This is a genomic window from Rhodobacter aestuarii, assembly GCF_900156655.1.
Taxonomy (GTDB): domain Bacteria; phylum Pseudomonadota; class Alphaproteobacteria; order Rhodobacterales; family Rhodobacteraceae; genus Rhodobacter; species Rhodobacter aestuarii.
Window position 1 is genome coordinate 16,302 of the sequence record NZ_FTOG01000004.1, and the last position, 18,589, is coordinate 34,890.

The 18,589-nt window shown below is 58.4% G+C and carries 16 protein-coding genes and 1 tRNA gene; 2 read left to right on the forward strand and 15 right to left on the reverse strand.

Annotated features, from left to right (window positions below; all coding sequences use genetic code 11):
• The first annotated feature begins 28 nt into the window (after positions 1–28).
• Positions 29–1,144: a DUF2793 domain-containing protein gene (locus tag BW967_RS06645; RefSeq protein WP_076484288.1), complete on the forward strand. Its 1,116-nt coding sequence runs from the start codon at positions 29–31 to the stop codon at positions 1,142–1,144.
• A gap of 1 nt (position 1,145) precedes the next feature.
• Here the strand turns inward: BW967_RS06645 and BW967_RS06650 are convergent, their stop codons facing one another.
• From BW967_RS06650 to rfbC, 5 genes are all read right to left on the reverse strand, one after another.
• A complete protein-coding gene (locus tag BW967_RS06650; protein ID WP_076484289.1) occupies positions 1,146–2,072 on the reverse strand; it encodes a glycosyltransferase family 2 protein in 927 nt (308 codons plus the stop codon).
• 4 nt (positions 2,073–2,076) lie between these two features.
• On the reverse strand, positions 2,077–2,949 hold the full coding sequence (gene rfbA, locus BW967_RS06655; RefSeq protein ID WP_076484290.1) for a glucose-1-phosphate thymidylyltransferase RfbA: 873 nt from the start codon (positions 2,947–2,949) through the stop codon (positions 2,077–2,079).
• Between the two features lie 3 nt (positions 2,950–2,952).
• Positions 2,953–3,795: a dTDP-4-dehydrorhamnose reductase gene (rfbD, locus tag BW967_RS06660; protein WP_076484291.1), complete on the reverse strand. Its 843-nt coding sequence runs from the start codon at positions 3,793–3,795 to the stop codon at positions 2,953–2,955.
• Positions 3,796–3,798: 3 nt separating this feature from the next.
• On the reverse strand, positions 3,799–4,845 hold the full coding sequence (rfbB, locus tag BW967_RS06665) for a dTDP-glucose 4,6-dehydratase (protein ID WP_076484292.1): 1,047 nt from the start codon (positions 4,843–4,845) through the stop codon (positions 3,799–3,801).
• Between the two features lie 87 nt (positions 4,846–4,932).
• Positions 4,933–5,496, reverse strand: a complete 564-nt coding sequence (gene rfbC / locus BW967_RS06670; protein ID WP_076484293.1) for a dTDP-4-dehydrorhamnose 3,5-epimerase — start codon at positions 5,494–5,496, stop codon at positions 4,933–4,935.
• Positions 5,497–5,710: 214 nt separating this feature from the next.
• Here rfbC and BW967_RS06675 point away from each other — a divergent pair, with 214 nt between their 5' ends.
• The gene (locus tag BW967_RS06675; protein WP_108188618.1) at positions 5,711–6,970 is read left to right on the forward strand and encodes a rhamnan synthesis F family protein; all 1,260 of its coding nucleotides are present in this window, start codon (positions 5,711–5,713) and stop codon (positions 6,968–6,970) included.
• Positions 6,971–7,054: 84 nt separating this feature from the next.
• On the opposite strand, the gene BW967_RS06680 is transcribed toward BW967_RS06675, so the two are convergent.
• The 10 genes from BW967_RS06680 to BW967_RS06725 all read right to left on the reverse strand — a co-directional run bounded on the left by BW967_RS06680 (position 7,055) and on the right by BW967_RS06725 (position 18,552).
• Entirely contained in the window at positions 7,055–8,254 is a 1,200-nt protein-coding gene (locus BW967_RS06680; RefSeq protein ID WP_076484295.1) for a KpsE/RkpR family capsule polysaccharide export protein, read from the reverse strand.
• On the reverse strand, positions 8,238–9,293 hold the full coding sequence (locus tag BW967_RS06685; RefSeq protein WP_076484296.1) for a hypothetical protein: 1,056 nt from the start codon (positions 9,291–9,293) through the stop codon (positions 8,238–8,240). Before BW967_RS06685 ends, BW967_RS06680 begins: the two co-directional genes overlap by 17 nt.
• Before the next feature lie 6 nt (positions 9,294–9,299).
• The gene (locus BW967_RS06690; RefSeq protein WP_139327808.1) at positions 9,300–10,565 is read right to left on the reverse strand and encodes a KpsE/RkpR family capsule polysaccharide export protein; all 1,266 of its coding nucleotides are present in this window, start codon (positions 10,563–10,565) and stop codon (positions 9,300–9,302) included.
• Positions 10,566–10,584: 19 nt separating this feature from the next.
• Complete coding sequence (locus tag BW967_RS06695) at positions 10,585–11,238, reverse strand: ABC transporter ATP-binding protein (RefSeq protein ID WP_076484298.1); 654 nt, start codon at positions 11,236–11,238, stop codon at positions 10,585–10,587.
• Positions 11,235–12,011 carry an ABC transporter permease gene (locus tag BW967_RS06700; RefSeq protein ID WP_076484299.1) on the reverse strand — a complete coding sequence of 259 codons (777 nt, stop codon included), beginning with the start codon at positions 12,009–12,011 and terminating at the stop codon, positions 11,235–11,237. Before BW967_RS06700 ends, BW967_RS06695 begins: the two co-directional genes overlap by 4 nt.
• A gap of 212 nt (positions 12,012–12,223) precedes the next feature.
• Positions 12,224–15,046 (reverse strand): calcium-binding protein, encoded by a 2,823-nt coding sequence (locus tag BW967_RS06705; protein ID WP_175610425.1) that lies wholly within the window; start codon positions 15,044–15,046, stop codon positions 12,224–12,226.
• 174 nt (positions 15,047–15,220) lie between these two features.
• A tRNA-Pro gene (locus tag BW967_RS06710) sits at positions 15,221–15,297 on the reverse strand.
• 73 nt (positions 15,298–15,370) lie between these two features.
• Positions 15,371–16,348: a DMT family transporter gene (locus BW967_RS06715; protein ID WP_076484522.1), complete on the reverse strand. Its 978-nt coding sequence runs from the start codon at positions 16,346–16,348 to the stop codon at positions 15,371–15,373.
• 116 nt (positions 16,349–16,464) lie between these two features.
• Positions 16,465–17,574, reverse strand: coding sequence for a 3-isopropylmalate dehydrogenase (leuB, locus tag BW967_RS06720; RefSeq protein WP_076484301.1), 1,110 nt, complete (start codon positions 17,572–17,574; stop codon positions 16,465–16,467).
• A 69-nt stretch (positions 17,575–17,643) separates the two neighbouring features.
• A complete protein-coding gene (locus tag BW967_RS06725) occupies positions 17,644–18,552 on the reverse strand; it encodes an endonuclease/exonuclease/phosphatase family protein (protein WP_245826467.1) in 909 nt (302 codons plus the stop codon).
• Positions 18,553–18,589 lie beyond the last annotated feature (37 nt).

Below are 18,589 nucleotides of genomic sequence, written 5' to 3' on the forward strand. Positions count from 1 at the left end.
GGCAAATCCTTCACCTGCGGAGAGTCACATGGCCGATCAAACCCCACTGCTGGGGCTGCCTCACATCCTGCCCTCACAAGCGCAAAAGCACGTCACCCATAACGAGGCGCTGATCTTGTTGGATGCGGTGGTGCAGCTTGCCGTTCTGAACCGGAACCAGAACACCCCACCCGCAACACCCGCTCCGGGGGACCGCTACATCATCGGATCGGCCCCCACCGCTGCTTGGGCGGGGCATGCGCATGCGGTGGCGCTTTATACCGAGAATGGCTGGATCTTTGCCACGCCGCAGCCGGGGTGGTCTGCCCGCGATCTGTCAGACGCGGCGCTCGTGGTCTTTGATGGCAGCCATTGGGCGCCACCCGCACAAAGCTTCGACAATCTGGCCGGCGTTGGGATCAACGCCAGCGCCGATACAACGAACCGTTTGACCCTCTTTGCTCAGGCCAGCCTTTTCAGCCACGATGGCGCAGGCCATCAGATGAAAATCAACAAAGCCCTTCCGAGCGATACCGCCAGCCTGCTGTTTCAAACCTCATGGAGTGGTCGGGCCGAAATGGGCACCACAGGCAGCGATGATTTTGCCATCAAGGTGAGTGCGGATGGGAGCGGGTGGACCACCGCTTTGAGCCTTGCGGCCGCCACGGGGCTGGCGAGCGGCGCGGCAATCCAACAATCCCCCAGCGACACAACGCCGGGGCGGCTGATGCGGGCCGATTATGGCTATGGCCCCGGCAACCTTCTGGGCCCCGTGTCGCAAAACGGTGGCCTGCCCGATGGCGCAGTTTTGGAACGCGGCACCACCGCCGATGGCGATTACCTGCGGCTTGCCGATGGCACACAGTTTTGCTTTGCCACCCGGGCGCTGGGCACTATTACCGCGAGCGGCACCGGCACTTGGGATGATCCCTTTCGCAGCGCGGAAGGCAGTTGGAGCTTTCCCGCCCCCTTCATCGCACCGCCGGTCGTGACCGCCCGCGCCGTTGCCCCGCCGGGCAACAGCCTAGCAAGACGCCGCGCATTCGCGACGGTGGGCGATGTCTCGAACTCAGCCGCATCTGGTGTGCAAGTGATCCGGCAAGGCGCAGATCCCACCGCCGATGCGTTTTCCATCGATCTGCTGGCGGTCGGGCACTGGGTTTAAACTAAAGCCGCTGCATCAAAGCGCCCGCATAAAGCGATAGCTGGCCGCGCACCCCCTGCCGATAGAGGCCCGCGCGGCGGATCGCAGCCAAACTTTGCAAGGGTGGGGCTCGGCGCGCGGCGTCAAAGCTGTTCAAAAGTGCGCGGTTTTCAGGGGTGAGCCGCGGTTCAATCTGGCGTAGCGCCATAACATTGCAGGCACACCACGCGGAAAACCGGCCCGATGCAAGGGCACGCGCGCGCATCATCGTCGCGCGCCAACCACGGTTCGCACCAATCTCATTGCCCGCATGCTGGCGGTAAAGCATATGTGGCACTTCATCAAACAGCACCACACCGCCGATCCCGGTGATCACCTGATAGATCCACCAATCGTGCACAACAATCTCGCCGGTGACCTGCGCCGCCGCGCGTAAAGCCTCGGCCCCGGCGCGGTTGAGCACCATCGTATTGCCGCCGCCAATATTTTGCACCAAAGCATGGGCAAAACTCGGCCCACGCGGCGCACCACGTGACAGGCGGCGCCGATTCAAATCGCCGTATACCTCCCAAGTCCGGCCGCAATAAAGCGCGGGCGTCTCGGCGGGGATTTGCAGCAAAGCCGTCACCGCGGCTTCAAGCTTCCCCTCAAGCCAGATGTCATCTTGATCGGAGATCGAGAGAAAATCGCCCTCGACCGGAAGCCGCAGCAGCGACAGAAAGTTCTGTGCGGCGCCGCGTTTTGGCCCGTCGCGCAGCGCGACTTCGATCTCGGGATGGGCCTTGGCCCAATCGTGCACCAGATCGCGCGTCTGATCACGGGAACCATCATCGCTGACCACCAACCGCGCGGGGCGCAGGCTTTGCGCAGCAAAGCTTTGCAGCTGCATCGGCAGCATCTCGGCCCCGTTATAGGTCGCCATGACAATCGTGACCGAGGCGCGTTCCATTGCCTTACCCCTCAAGCACCTTCAGCAGGTAATCGCCGTAATCGTTCTTGCCAAAGAGCTTGGCGCGGGCGCGCAGCGCATCCGCATCAATCCAGCCAAGTTCATAGGCAATCTCATCCGGGCTGCCGATTTGCGTGCCTTGGCGTTGCGAAAGAGTGCGGACGAAGTTCCCCGCATCAAGCAAGCTGGCATGGGTGCCGGTATCAAGCCAAGCATAGCCGCGGCCCATCTGGCCAACCTTCAACTTCCCTTCGGCCAGATACATCTCAAGCAAAGAGACGATCTCCAACTCACCGCGCGCAGAAGGCGTGACTTTGCGAGCGCGCTCAGGGGCTGTGCCATCTAGGAAGTAAAGCCCCGTCACCGCGTAATTCGAGGGCGGGACGGTCGGCTTTTCAATGATCGCACTGACTTTGCCGACTTCGTCAAAATCGACCACGCCATAGCGCTCCGGGTCGGCCACGCGATAGCCAAAGACGGTTCCGCCTTCGGTTTGCGCATCCGCCTCGGCCAGAAGTTTCGGCAGGCCGTGGCCAAAAAAGATGTTGTCGCCCAAAACCATCGCCGAAGGCGCGCCAGCCAAAAACTCCTCTGCCAGCAGATAGGCCTGTGCCAGCCCATCGGGCGAGGGCTGCGCGATATAAGTCAGGCTCAGCCCCCATTGGCTGCCATCGCCCAAGGTGCGCTTGAACTGGTCTTGATCAACCGGCGTGGTGATCACTGCAATCTCGCGGATACCCGAGAGCATCAGCGCCGAAAGCGGATAATAGACCATCGGCTTGTCATAGATCGGCAGTAGCTGTTTCGAGACGCCCGTGGTGATCGGGTAAAGCCGCGTGCCTGAGCCGCCCGCCAAGATGATGCCTTTGCGTTGCATGGCTTACACTCCCAAATCTTTCAGTACTTTAGAAAGGCCCGCCTTCCAGTCGGGGGCCGATATGCCAAAATCGTTTTGGATCGCGGTGCAATCCATGCGCGAATTCAACGGGCGCGCGGCAGGGGTGGGATAGTCCGTTGTCGGAATGCCGTTGACCACCATTTTGCGCCCCGCTTGGGCAAAAATCTCACGGGCAAAATCTGCCCAACTCACCCAGGGCGTGCCCCCGAAATGATAGGTGCCGCCCGCGTGACCGGCTTGCATCGCCTTGGCCATAGCGAGAAGCGCTGCCGCGATATCGGCGGCGGGGGTAGGGCCGCCAATCTGATCTTCAACGACATTGAGCGTGTCGCGGCTTTCGCTGAGCCGCAGCATCGTTTTGACGAAATTCGCCCCATGCGAAGAAAACACCCAAGAGGTGCGCAAGATCGCATGACGCCCGCCAGCGGCGCGCACGCCCTCTTCACCGGCCAGTTTCGAGCGGCCATAGGCATTGGGCGGATCGACCGGATCACTTTCCACCCAGGGCGCGGCGCCCGTACCGGAAAAAACGTAATCGGTAGAGATGTGAAGGAACGGAATCCCCCGCGCCGCAGCGGCGCGCGCCATCGCAGCCGGAGCAAGCCCGTTGACCACATGGGCCAGTTCATCTTCGCTTTCAGCCTTATCTACCGCCGTATAAGCGGCCGCGTTGATCACCACATCGGCATCCATCGCGGTGACACGGGCGGCGCAAGCGTCGGGATCGTTCAGATCGGCCAGATCACGGCCCAGCGCCGTGACCTCGGCTTGGTGACGTAATTCCGTTGCCACCTGCCCGCTTTCTCCAAAGACAAGAATGCGCATCGCTTACCCCTTGCCCAGACGTTCACCGACACCGGCACGGTTTTGCAACGCGCGCCACCACGGTTCATTGTCCAGATACCATTGCACGGTCTTCTCAAGACCCTCTTCCACCGTGACGCTGGGCCGCCAGCCCAACTCATTGCGGATGCGGCTTGGGTCGATGGCGTAGCGCGCATCATGGCCGGGGCGGTCGGTCACGAAGGTGATTTGATCGGCGTAGGAGCCGCTGTCTTTGGGGCGTTTTTGATCAAGGATGCCGCAAAGCGTTTTGACAAGTTGCAGATTGGTGCGCTCGTTCTCGCCGCCAATATTGTAGCTGCGGCCCAGCGCGCCTTTTTCCACCACCAGCAAAAGTGCATCGGCATGGTCTTCGACATAAAGCCAATCACGGATATTGGAACCATCGCCGTAGATCGGCAGCGGTTTACCCGCGAGCGCGTTGAGAATGATCACCGGGATCAGCTTTTCCGGGAAGTGGAACGGCCCGTAATTGTTGGAACAATTGGTCAGCACCACCGGCAAGCCATAGGTTTCGTGCCACGCCCGCACCAGATGATCTGACCCAGCTTTCGAGGCCGAATAAGGGCTGCGGGGATCATAGGCTGTGTCTTCGGTGAACTTGACCTCTGGGTCATTTGGCAGGGAGCCAAATACCTCATCGGTCGAGATGTGATGGAAGCGGAAGGTCTCGGGCCGCCCTTCATCTTCCCAATACTGCCGCGCGGCGGCCAGCATTTGGTAGGTGCCCATCACATTGGTCTCAATGAACACGCCCGGCCCATCAATCGAGCGGTCCACATGGCTTTCAGCCGCCAAATGCATCACCCAATCGGGCTTGTGGCGGGCAAAGACCTGCGCCAAAGCCGCACCATCGCGGATATCAACTTGCTCAAACGCATAGCCCGGCGCATCGGCCACAGAGGCCAGATTCTCAAGGCAGGCGGCATAGGTTAGCGCATCAAGATTGACCACCTGATGGCCGCGCGCAATCGCCAAACGCACCACCGCAGAGCCAATAAAACCGGCCCCGCCTGTCACCAAAATCTTCATATTGGTTCCTCACTGTTTGACCCCGTTTTGCACCGGTTTGGTCAACAAGAAGTTAACTTGGTTAATTGCGCGCTGGGTGGCGCTTTGTCACACCTCCCAGACAAAAGCGCTGTCGAGCGCGGCGAGCGTTCCCGCCACTGCATCCTTGGCGGAAAGCACCGGCTCCAGATCGCCCATGCCCCAGTCGATCCCGATTTCCGGGTCATTCCAGATCAACGCCCCCTCGGTTTCCGGCGCGTAGTAATCTGAGCATTTGTAGATGATCTCGGTTTCCGGGGTGCGGGTCACAAAGCCATGCGCAAAGCCCTTGGGCACCAACAGTTGCCGACCGTTTTCGAAGCTCAGCTCGGCACCAAACCATTTGCCATAGGTCGGGCTGCCTTTGCGGATATCGACCGCCACATCAAAAAGGCAGCCTTTTCCGCACCGCACCAGCTTGTCTTGGGCATGCGGAGGGTTTTGGAAATGCAACCCGCGAATCGTGCCCGGTGTCATCGAGAGGGAATGGTTGTCTTGCACGAAAACCGTGTCGATCCCGTGCTCCGCAAAGGCCCGCGCAGAGTAACTTTCTGAGAAAAACCCCCGATGGTCACCAAACCGGCGCGGGGTGATCAGCTTCAAACCGGCAAGCGGCGTGTCTTCAATCTGCATGGCATCAGCTCCTGAAATTCGATTGTTGTGATTCGGCATAGGGGCAAGCTGCCCGCACAGCCCTTTACACAACCCTGACGAGATCAAACAAATTGGTAAACCCGGTTAAGGTTTTTCTTAACCAATATCGTCCAACTGTTCACCAAGTTGCGCGGCACAACTGCAGGGGGTGCTGCGCCTGCTTGCCGAACTTGTCACTGAGAGGACGAAAAAGATGAAAATTCTGGACAGGCTGGTCACAGCGTCCTTTCTTCCACTTGCCTCGATCATCGTTACCGCCCAGTCGGAGCGCAAACGCTATGCGACCCGGTCGCTAAAGCCTCGTATTCTATGCGAAAAGGCCTATGACGGGCGCAATGTGCTGCTTTTAGCGCTTTACGAAAAAGGAAGTCTGCGCCCCGACGTTCAGCGTCTGCTACAAGCCGCACAGGCAGAGGGTTTCTATGTGCTCGCCGTCAACACGATGCGGCTTGCCGATCCGAGCGCCGTGGAAGGCCTGATTGATTGCTATATCGAGCGACCCAATTTCGGGCGCGACTTTGCCAGCTACCGTGACGGATTTTTGCACCTTTTTGCGCGCGGCTGGGCCGAAACCTGCCCCAATGTTTTGATGCTGAATGACAGTGTCTTCTTTACGCGGGAGCGCCTGCCAAAGTTCCTGCGTGACATGGTTTCTTCGGGCAAAGAGGTTCTGGGCAGCACCGAAAACTATGATGAAGAACACCATCTTGGCTCGTTCTGCATCACGATGGCGAATCCGATTCTGCGTAATCCGAAGTTTCAGCAATATTGGAAAGACTATCGGCTGTCGGATCGCCGCCCGACCGTGATCAAGCGTGGCGAGATGCGGCTTTCCAAAACGCTCAAAGCCTGCGTCAGCAGCCCCGATCAATTCACGTCTTTGTATAGCGGCGAACGCTATATCAGCGCGCTGCGCGCCAACCCGGAACTGGTCGATTTCTCGATCGCCAATGTGCGCGCTTCCGACATCAACCCTTGGCCGCGCGCCTCGTTGAAGAACGTGATCGAAAAATTCAGAACCCGCTATCTTGTGAACCGCTCTGATCAGGTTCACGGCAGCAAACAGAATACGATCATGACCTCTGGCGAGCCGCATGAGGACTATATTCGCAGTGTCGAAGATCTGGCGAAATATCTGTCCGATATCGGCAACACCGACGCGCTTCGCGCCGAGGATATTGCCGTGATGGTGGCGGATGAGTTTGGCGATGGCTTCCTGACGGGTAGCCACATCCACCAAAACCCGACGATCCTGCTGAAGATGGGGCTACCGATCATCAAAAACGATGGCGTCTATCGCGGTCTGCTGAATGTTGAGGATTTGCTGCGCTTGTCGGACCTCATGGATGCCGATGAATCGGAAGAGATGCGCAAACTGCTGCTGTCGCGCCCCTATGGTGGCCACCATCTGGTGGGTTGGCAACTCGCGGCCTTCCACCTCGGCCTTTTGTAAACCTTTCCCGCCACACCAAGGCGCAGCCCGTCCGATCTGTCATGGATCGGGCGGGCTTTTTTGTGAGCGGTTGCGAGAGATGGATTACCGATCCCGAATGGCCGAGACGGTCAGGGTCACGATCCCCCAAAGCACTAAGAGCGCAAAGAACAGCATGATGATCTCACGCGTGGGGTTCGTGTTGATCGGCTTTTCAGGCAGTAGCGCTTTAACGATCACGCTCAGATATTTTTGCTGCTCTTCCAATGCACGCTTCGCGTTTTCATAGGCGTTGCGGTCAATCGTGTAGATCTGGGTCTGAAACTCTTCGTTCAGTGCCAAAAGCTCATAGTGGCGCAGCACCGAAATCATCGAGTCGGCCCGCCCGGCGTTCACCAACTGACCTTGCAAATCTTCGATCTGACGAGAAATCGCCCCAATCTTATATTCGGTTTCCTGATTGCGGGTGTCATTGCGCAGACCCGAAGAGCCACGCGTCGAGAGATCAATCTCAAGCTCAATCCGCTCCAGTTTCAACTCGCTGATCAGTTTTGTGATCTGCGCGGCGGTCTTGAGCGGGTCAATAACCCCCGTCTCTTGCTGCAACTCGAGCATTTCCGCGCGCGTGCGGGCCACTTCATCAAGTGATTCCGCAACCTTTGCCCGCGCCATTTCCAACGCCTGCTGACGCCGACGCACAGACATATCGTTGATCAGTTTCTCTGTGGAAGCGACGATATCTTCCATAAGCTTCTGGGCATCTTCAGGCTGGAACGCATGGACGCGGACAATCAAAATATCCGATGTCGGGTCGACATAGGCCGTCACCCGGTCTTGCCAGTAAAGCCAGAAATCTTCGATCGAACCCGTCGGATCAAGCCGTGAGAAAGCATCTGTTTCCGCGCCGGAAAAGACCTGGATCAACCTCTCCTTGCCACCAATTTCGTAGATGATGTTGCGGCTCAAGATGTAATCGCGCGCGCTATACACATCACCATGGTTTGGCAGGCTCGTCCCTTTGCCGATCTTACGAACAAAAGAATTCAACGCCGCGCCCGAGATATTGGAACTGTTATCCGCAGAACTCACCATCAACCGCGCCTCGCTCATGTAAAGCGGGCTGCGATGAAAGACCGTGTAATAGGCAAAGAGCAGCGTCGGGAGGATTACGCAGATCAGAAGGCTCAACCCCATCAGCCGCGAAAAGCGCCAGCGCCGCGTTTCCTTCCCCTGTCTGGGGGCGGTCGCGGGCATTTGCTCTGGGAGCGCCGCGCGGGTGGGGGAAATCTCAGGCGCTTTGGGCATTGCGCTGTCCTTCTGATTTCGCTTGGGCCTTTGCAATCGCCTCGGAGATAAACTCGTAAAGGGCGATGTCTTCATTTAGGTAATCATCCACCGGACCGAGCCGTCGCAAACGGTCGATCAGCTCTTGCTCCGGCTGCGCCTCAGAAATCTGCTCTGCCGTGGGCACCGATGCTTTGGGCGCCGCGAAATAGGCCGAAAACAGATGTTTGGTCTTGTCTGTACAGACAAGGTCGAAATGCGACAGCGTTTGCAGCGCATAGACAATGTCTTGGCGGCGACAATCCTCCCCGGCACCGCGCGCAAAAGCCCGTGTCATCGGACTGCGCAGGGCCAGACGGTCTTCATCCATCAGCCCTTTGAGAAAAGCAGAAATGCCACGATCACTTCCCAAATCGAGGTCTTGGGCCAGTTTGCGCAGATTTTCCGACCGAGACATGCCTTGCGCGGCATCGCGCAGAGGGCGCTGCAAATCGACCAACCGCCGCGCCAGATAGGCACAAGGATCACCGATCAGCGCATAGCAGGTATAGTTCAGGCTCTCGACCATAGGGCGCACCCGCCGCCACGGGAGCCGCCCTGCCGCCGCAACCGAAGTCGAAAGCGTGCTGCTCAACACCGCGTTGACGGTTTCGCTGGGCAGCGCATCCACCGTTTCATAGCTCAGCGCGTGCCGGGCCATCACAGGCGCAATATCTCGCGCATGCGGATAGCCCCAAAAGTCCCAGATCAGAAGCCGGGAGGATGGGAAACGCCCGCCGCGGTTGCGCGCATAGATCGGCACGAGGCTGTCTGCATCAATGATTTGCAGTTCTGAGAGCTGCGCAATTTCCGGGAAATTGCTTTCATCAATGCGGAACCCCGCCCAGCCGCTTTCATGAAAGCCCAAATCGACAAGGTCTTGCCGATGCTGGTTGGCCGCAATTTCCCGATAGCCAATCTCCGGGTTTCCCACGAAAACACGGATTTCCATGTCGGGGTTATCGGGCACCAGCCAAAAGAAAATGCTGTTGCCGTGGTCTGCATCTATGGCGAACTGCATTTGCCCCTACCCCATGTTGTCTCTGACAAGATATCCAAGCCCCATCGTCACCAGATAGAGCACCGTTGCCGCCGCCGTGATCAGGGCCCAGCTTTGCCAGCGCTTTGGATAGGTCGCCTTTTGCGGCAACGTCGGGCGCACGTTGATCTCAACGAACATGTCTTGCTCGACCAGTTCCGATGTGGCGGTTTCCAGATCGGCAAGCCGGGCAACCAGTTCGGTGCGCGCGATCGTGACATCGGTTTCACGCAGCCCAATGTCGACTGCGATTGCAGCAAGGCTTTCGGCATCCCCAGAGGTTTGCGAGGCCATCTTCGCGTTCAGCGCATCGATTTGCCCGTTTAGAATATCGAGTTGGGAGGCAAGGATTGTCACTTCCGGCGCATTGGGCGTGGTGATCCTCGAAACGGCAAGACGCTGCTCCAGCTTTGCACGTTCCGAACGCAGGCTTTGAATGAGTTCTTCGTAGCTGCGAATGCTCAACTCAACATCCAAGATCCCATGCTTTTCGCGTGTCCGGGCAAGATCTTTCAGCGCGGCCTCAAGCGCGGTGCGCGCGCGTGCCACTGCAACCTCTGCCTCTTGCAAGCGCACCTGCCGCATCCGATCCGAGATTTCGTTGATCTTCGCTTCTGTTTTCGCCAGCACGGCCTCATGCAGTGCGAGCGAATCTTCAGGCGTAAAGGCGCGCAACTGGAAGGTGACTTGCCCGCTGAGGCTTTCCGTTTTCACCTTGATCTGATTTCGCCAAAACTCGACGGTTTCTTCCAACGTCGCTTCCGGCTTGAGCCCCGAAATCGGATCATTTTGCACTTTGCCAAAGACCGACTTGAGATCGACATAATCACGAATATCTTCGACCACGTTCGAGCTTTTGATATATTCCGCCGCATAGGTGGAATAGCTGCTTGAAGTGCCGCCAATGACCCCACCCAAAGCGAGGTCGACCCCGGAACTGCCGCCATTGATCGAAAAACGCGATTCCGTCACATATTGGTCAGCCGCCAGAAAACCATAATATACGCCACCGCCCACGACGGGGATCACCCAAATCACCAAAAACGCAAGCGTCAAAACCCGCATCAAAACGCGGTCAATCCGGCGGGGTTTGAAGCCCCCACCCCCGTAAGCACGACTTGCTGCCGTGCGTGCGCGTGGGATCAATTCCCGAATTTGTGCCCGCACTTCTTGTGAAAGAGCCTTGGCCGCCTCAAGATCACGGCGCGCATGCGCATCGACCGGCGGAGTTCCTGCTTTTGGTCCTTGCGTCATGGCCATTGCCCCGGTTTCCCTACTGGTTCAGCTTTTTGTAAAGTTCGATCGCATCCGACACATCGGAAAACTCGTGCAAAACCCCATGCGCCAAAACCAGACATTTGTTGCAATACTCCCGGATCATCTCCATCGAATGGGAAATAATCACGACATCAGACGTGTTTTTTCGTTTTTGAAATTCAGACGCGCATCTTTCTTGAAAACGCGCATCACCCACTACCATGACCTCGTCGATCAGATAGCATTCAAATTCGATCGCCATAGAAAGGCCAAACGCCAAGCGTTGCATCATCCCCGAGGAATAAAGCCCCGTCGGCAGATCGAAGTCCGATCCGAGTTCGGAAAAATCTTCGACGAAATCAGCGACTTTACGAATATCTTCACCGTAAAGCCTTGCAATGAAATGGGTGTTTTCTCGCCCTGAAAGGCGCGGATGAAGCCCGCCCGCAAAACCAAGCGGCCAAGACACGCGCACATTGCGCCGAATCTTGCCGGAATTGGGCAATTCTGACCCCGACAAAAGCCGCATCGTCGTCGATTTGCCCGCGCCGTTGATGCCAATAATGCCGTAGCTGGTACCCGAGAGCATCGAGAAGCTGACATCATCAAGGATCAGCTTACGCCGCCCCCGGTTTTTGTAGAATTTTGTCACATGCTCTAGGTCGATCATCCGGCAATCAACTTTCCACGCAGGAATTTTTCGCCTAAAAGCCCTAGGAATAAAAGCACTGTCGCAGTCCAAAATACATAGGATTTCGACACAAATTCTTGGCCATAACCGATGTAATAGGAGGCGCGAAGCCATTCGACGCAATGCGCGACTGGGTTCCACCACAAAATAGCTTGTGTTTCTGGCTTTAGGCTAGCCATCGGAAAGAAAATGCCCGAAAGGAGATAGGCGAAAATCATCATGATCGCCAAAAGCGTTCCCCAGAAATTTGACAAAGCCAGAAACACGTTTCCAAAAATACCAAGCGCTGTCGACAAATAGACCGTCGCCAAAATTGCCTCAGCAGCCAGTTCATAGTTTTCGGGAAGCACTTCGATACCGTAAAGCAGGCTCCATTGAATGTAGAGAATAACAACAACGAAGGCCGTCAGAATTTCAACGAAGGCGCGCGCCAGAATGATATCTAGCGGCTTGACGATCGGGAAGACCAGTGTTTGTCGGCCCGTGTCGATCGCATAGCTCGTCATGCGCGACGGATAGATCATCAAGATATATGGCAAGACCCCTGTGGCAATATAAACGGAATTTTCTGCTCCAAATATCGGCGTGGTGCGCCGCAAAAAAGAGAAAATCAAGGTGATCGCCACCAAATGCGTGAGCGGCCACAAGATCTGAATAATATAGCCAAGATGGCTGCTACCAAACCGCGTGCGCATATCCCGCAGCATCAGCGCGGCAATCACCTGTGCTCGTCTTTTGAGGGTCTCAATCATGGGTCCTGCCCGTCAAAACGGCCAAGGGTGACTTTTGGGCCAAGGGCAAGATGCCCGTGACCCTGTGCGGATCGGGAAAGAGGGGGATACATCACAACCTATTGGCGAAATCCTATGCCGTGAAGGGCCTGTTTTTCAAGGCATAACGCGGCATGGTTAAGGAAATCTTGCCATCGGCTCACGCCGGATTTCATCGCATAATGCTCTTTGCTTCATGCAAAGACGAACCAATCCGCCTGAAGTTCAGCGGGGCCAAGGCCAATCAGGGTTAGGCTCCCATCAACGCCAAAGTCCAAGAGCGTCGCCCCGGATAGCGTACTTGCGGAACTTATCAGCGTGGCAAAATCGGCCACGCTCGTTAGCCCTGTGAGGTTGATCCGGTCGCCAGAAGCCGCAGAGAAATCCCCGATAACATCGGCGCCATCGCCCGAGGCAAAGACAAAGACATCCGCCCCCGCTTCACCCCAAAGCGTATCATCGCCAAGCCCGCCGGAAAGCGTGTCATTCTCGCCCCCGCCGAGCAACAAGTCATTGCCTGCACCGCCCTCCAGAACATCATTACCCGATTCACCGGCAAGGAAATCATGGCCCGCGCCACCAAAAAGTGTGTCGTTCCCGGTTGCGGCGAAAAGCGCATCGTTCCCAAGGCCACCGTCGAGATAATCATCATCAGCACCCGCTTCGAGACGATCATCCCCGTCTTCGCCCCAAAGCGTGTCATTGCCAGACTCGCCCCGGATCGTGTCATTTTCCGTGCCGCCGAGCACCAGATCATTGCCTTCACCGGCAAAGATGTCATCGGCCCCAGCTTCACCGGCGAGGAAATCATGGCCTGCACCACCTATCAGCGTGTCATTGCCCCCGGAGGCGAAAAGCGCATCGTTCCCAAGACCACCGTCGAGATAGTCATCATCAGCACCCGCTTCGAGACGATCATCCCCATCTTCACCCCAAAGCGTGTCATTGCCCGCATCGCCCCGGATCGTGTCGTTCTCCGTGCCGCCGAGCACCAGATCATTGCCTTCACCGCCAAAAATATCGTCGGCCCCGGCCTCACCGGCGAGGAAATCATGGCCTGCACCACCTATCAGCGTGTCATTTCCCGCAGAGGCGAAAAGCGCATCGTTCCCAAGGCCACCATCGAGATAGTCGTCATCGGCACCCGCTTCGAGACGATCATCCCCATCTTCGCCAAAAAGCGTGTCATTGCCCGCATCGCCCCGGATCGTGTCGTTCTCTGTGCCGCCAAGCACCAAATCATTCCCCGCGCCCGCGAAGAGATCATCATTTCCGGCTTCGCCCGCCAAGAAATCATGGCCATCTGCGCCCAAAAGCGTGTCATTCCCCGCCGCACCAAAAAGCGCGTCGTTGCCCGACCCGCCATCCAGCACATCATCCCCCGCGCCAGCCTCAAGTCGGTCATCACCCCCCTCTCCCGATAGCGTGTCATCGCCAGTGCCGCCGCGCAGTGTGTCCGGCCCGACCCCGCCCAGCAGCCATTGGCCCTCTCCTGTGCCAAGAACCATCACCCGATCCGCGCCGCCAAGGCTGAGCCCGGAGAAAATGTCCGATAGCCCCATCGGCTGGCCGTCTCGGGCGACGATCTCAATCTCGTATCCCTGGAAACGCAGCAACACCCCGCGGCTGGTGGAGGTTGCCTCCAATTGCGCGGTGCTGCGCAGCATCGGCAAAGCGCTCAGATCCAACCGATCCCCGGCCTCCCAATCCATCACATAGTGCCGCGCCACGCCGGGGCGGATGACGAACAGATCATTGCCTGTACCGCCAAACATCTGCGTCGCACCCGGCCCCGACACCAGAATGTCATCGCCCGCATTGCCAAGCAGCGTATCGGCGCCAATGCTGTTGGAGATCAGAAAATCATCCAGCGCATCGCCGGTGCGTATCACCGCGCCCGTGCTGGCCCCGCTTTCGGTCACGCCAAGGGTTGCAAGGTCGAGCGTCAGGCGGCTGAGCCCCGCCTCCGTGCCAGAGGCCGCGAAAAGGCTGAGCGTTGTGCCATCAACACTGCTTTCAAGCGCAGTGATGTTTTCCAACCCAAAGCCAAATTGATGCTCCAGCGTTTGCAGGTAAAGCAGCTGGCCTTGTGGCAAGAGCGTGAAGAGTGTCAGCCCTCCATCGGCCCCTGCGGCCACCACAAAGACCCGGTCGCCCAGCGTCACCACTTCCAGCGCGGAAATCGTGCCAAAGCGGGTCTCAAGCGTATCCAACAGATGATCGGTGGGCTGGAGGCTGCCATCCGCTGCGATCCGCATCACGGACAGCGAACTGCTGCCCGACGAGCCCAAAATCACGAAGGTCTCGCCCCACGCCTGCACAGTTTCCATCACTGTGGGTGTGTTCACCCCGAGCCCGTTTTCCGCGCCCAATTGCCCGGTGCGGGTCAGGCTGCCATTCGCCTCAATCCGGTAGAGGTCGACCCCATCCGTCGCATTATCAGCCCGCAACAGATAATCCGTGCCATGAGCGTTCACGGTTTCCAGCAGCACTGGGCCGAGTGTTGGCAGCGCATCGCCGGGGGTGCTCGACACATGCGCCACCCGCGCACGGTCGGACACGGTATAGCCCTCTAGCGCGCCACTGATCGCATCGGCGACATAGACCATCTGCATCCCGTTGGAGAGAAGGGTGGAGACCAGCCCGCTTTGCAGCCATGGCGAATAGGCATCATCCAGATAGATCGTCGCCAAGCTGCCCAAATCTCCGGGCGCGGCAACATTCGCCGTCAGCATATCGCCCGCCTGCGTAATGCCGAAGATCAGCCGCGCGTTCGTGCTGGTGGTCAGCCAGTCGAGCCCCACCATCCCCATCGAGCGCATCGCAGAAGAAAAATAGGCCGTGTCCAGCAACACGGGCGTAGCGGTAGAAAGATCATAGCAAGCAAGCCCGCCATTCACGCCCGTGGCGGTGTAAAGAAAGCTGCCGCTGGCCGTGGTGACCACATCAAGCTGCCTGATGTCTGTGTCCAACAGCGCAAGCCCCGCCGTAAACCGATCCGAAAACACGATCTGCATGATCATCCCCCTTACACACGGGGGCAAATTGCGAACGTCACCGGGTCAAAGGAGGAACGAAGCGTGGCGAAATTGTGGCGCATCACGCCAATGCTGTGCATCGGCGGTTCTCGGCGACCGCGCATGCGCAAGCCCTTGAAAGGCTTGTCACCGAAAGTTTGGATTTTCGGGAAATGGTCGGAGCGAGAGGATTCGAACCTCCGACCCCCTGCTCCCGAAGCAGGTGCGCTACCAGGCTGCGCTACGCTCCGACCGTGAGGGGCGAGTTACCGAACCCCGCAGGTATTTGCAAGGGGGATTCGTGACCTTTTATGCCGCGACGTTTCAGCGCCCACCCCGCGCGCTGGGATTAAGCGCGCGTTGCAAGATCGAGGCGCGGGGTGCAGTGACAAATTCTGTCCGCCCACGCGTGCGCAAAACCGGGGTAAATTGCGAGGTATGCGCGGTGCTTTCGCGCCAAACGATGTAAAGGCCCGAGGCAATCACCACCGAGGCGCCCAAAAGCGTGACCGCATCCACCCCTTCGTTAAAGAACACCCAGCCAAACAACACCGCCCAAACGATCTGCGAATATTGCATCGGCGCGACGATCGCCGCCTCACCGGTGCGATAGGCGAGAATCGACAAAAACGCCCCCGTAAGACCAAACAGCGCAATCACCCCCATCAGGCCCAGCGCGGAAATCTCGAGCGGCACCCAAACAAAGGGCAGGGCCAAGCCCATCGCGACGAAGTTCCCCAAAAGCGGCGAAAGGAGCAGCACGACCGAGCGTTCCTCTTTGCCGATCTTGCGCACGATGACGGAAGCCGTGGCGCCACAAATCGCTGCTGCAAGTGCCGCAAGGTGCCCCATACCAAGCTCTGCCTGACCGGGGCGCACCACGATCAAGACGCCAATCAGCCCCACGATCACGGCAGCCCAGCGATGCAGGCCCACTTTCTCGCCCAAGATCGGGATCGCGAAGATGGTGATCAACAGCGGCATCGCAAAAAGGATCGGATAGACCTGCGCAAGCGGCAGATGCGAAAAGGCGTAAAAGGCGCAAACCCCGGTAGCGACGGTCGCCGCCGCACGGGCCAAAACCCAACCGGGGCGCACCGGGCGCAGGCTCGCCTCGCGCTTGTCGCGCAGCAAAATCACAGTGAGCACGGGGAAACTGAGCAATGCAGAAAAGAAGATGATCTGCACGGCAGCGTAATGCCCGCCCAGTAGCTTCGCCACCGCATCATGGGTGGCGTAAACCGCCATAGAGGCGAGCCCCAGCAGGGCCCCTTTCGCATTGTTTTTGCTTGCGTCGGTCATGCGCACCTCCTTTTTCCCCATATGCGGCAATGCGTCCCCCCGGCAAGCGCGAAAGCAAAAGGCGCGAGGCTTTCGCCCCGCGCCGATGCGTTTTGTTTGAAATTTCCGCGCCTTGCTTAGAGGCTGGCTTCCAGCGCTTCGATGATTTTGTCGCCCATCTGCGCGGTGGAAACCGGGGTGCCGCCTTCGGGGCCCATCAGATCGGCCGTGCGCACACCATCGGCCAGCACTTTCTCGATCGCTTTTTCAAGGCGGGTCGCTTCTTCGCCTTGGTCAAAGCTGAAGCGCAGCGCCATCGCGAAGCTGAGGATACAGGCGATCGGGTTGGCTTTGCCTTGGCCCGCAATATCGGGGGCCGAACCGTGCACCGGTTCGTACATCGCTTTCGGGCGGCCATTTTCCATCGGCGCGCCAAGGCTGGCCGAGGGCAGCATACCGAGCGAGCCGGTCAACATCGCGGCACAGTCAGACAGAATATCGCCGAACAGGTTGTCGGTCAGGATCACGTCGAACTGTTTGGGCCAACGCACAAGCTGCATCGCGCCGTTGTCGGCGAACATGTGGCTCAGCTCGACTTCCGGATATTCGTTGTCATGCACCCATTGCACTTCTTCGCGCCACAGAATGCCCGATTCCATGACGTTGGCTTTTTCCATCGAGCAGACTTTATTGCCGCGACGTTTGGCCAGTTCAAAAGCCGAACGCGCCACGCGGCGGATTTCTTCGGTGGTGTAGTGCTGGGTGTTGATCCCCACGCGCGAGCCATCTTCCAGCGTGGTGATGCCGCGCGGTTGGCCGAAGTAAACACCCGAGGTCAGTTCGCGCACGATCATGATGTCGAGACCCGCGACCACGTCTTTTTTCAAAGACGAGAAATCAGCCAGCGCGTCAAAGCATTGCGCCGGGCGCAGATTGGCGAACAGATCCATTTCTTTCCGCAGACGCAGCAGGCCACGCTCGGGTTTCACCGAAAAGTCGAGCACATCGTATTTCGGCCCACCCACGGCACCCAAGAGCACGGCGTCCACTTCTTGCGCTTTGGCCATGGTTTCATCGGCCAGCGGCACACCGTGCACGTCATAAGCCGCACCGCCGACAAGGTCTTCGCTCACATCAAAAGCGAGGTCGCGCTTGTCGCCATACCACGTGATGATTTTCTTCACCTCGGCCATGACTTCGGGGCCGATGCCGTCACCGGCGAGGATGAGAATGGAAGGATTGGCCATGATCTTCTCCAACGGATAAAGGGTTGCAAGCGGCCTAGCCTTTGGGCGACGCGCGGTCAAGCGCGGCCCTTAACGCCGCGCCAGATCGACCCAGAGAAGCGCCCGTTTCACGCCCTTTTGTGCGGGTGCGGGCCAGATCAACCCGGCGTCCAGAACCGTCAGATCGGCAGCGGGCAAAATGTAATCGACCCGCAAGGGGCCAATGCTTTCGCCAAAATCTGCCGTAGCGGTGGGGTTTGATGCGGGCGCGCCCGGCCCCTTAGGCGCGGGGTCTTGCAAACGCGGGTCTATAAGCAGGTCAAGGATCGCGTCGCGCTTCCCCTCGCCCCGGTTTGGGTCCAGATTGGCAAGCCCCAGCAAAACGAAGGGCTCGGGGGCAGGCTTTTGCGGCAAAGTGCCGTTGAGATAGTGCAACCAAAAACGGTTTTCATCGGCATTACGGCGGCCATTGCGATCTTCCGGCCCATCAAAAACCGGGGGCGTGGCGGCATAGGCCCACAGATGCAGCACGCCCTCCGGCGTCTGTACCGGCACATCCCAATGCGCGGTAGAGGAAAGCCGCAGCACATCCTCCGCCCCCTCGGGCAGAGCCGCGCCGGATATTTGGTTTTGCGGCACATCGCGCCAGAGCAGGGACGAAAAATCCTGCGTGGCCTCTGCTTCAATCGGAAAACGCGACAGCAGCGCCATGCCATGCTGGCCGGTAAACCAGCCATAGCCCTGCGCATCACGGGCCTCGCCAAAGCGACCATTGCCATCAAGGTCAAAACCGGTGTCTAGCCCAGTGTTGGGCTGCGGTGCGAAGGCAAAGGGATAGTCGAGCCCCTGCCCCGCCAACCGCGCTTGCAACGCGCCAAGCGTTTCACCGTGGTAATCCCAATCCAGATTTGTGAGCAGCAAGATATCAGCGGCCGCTTCGGAAATGACCGCAAACGCCGCCTCAATCTGCGGATCTTGGCCAGGTTCCAACTGCTGCAATACCAACCCCGGCCCTTTGGCCGAAAAGTTGGCGGAA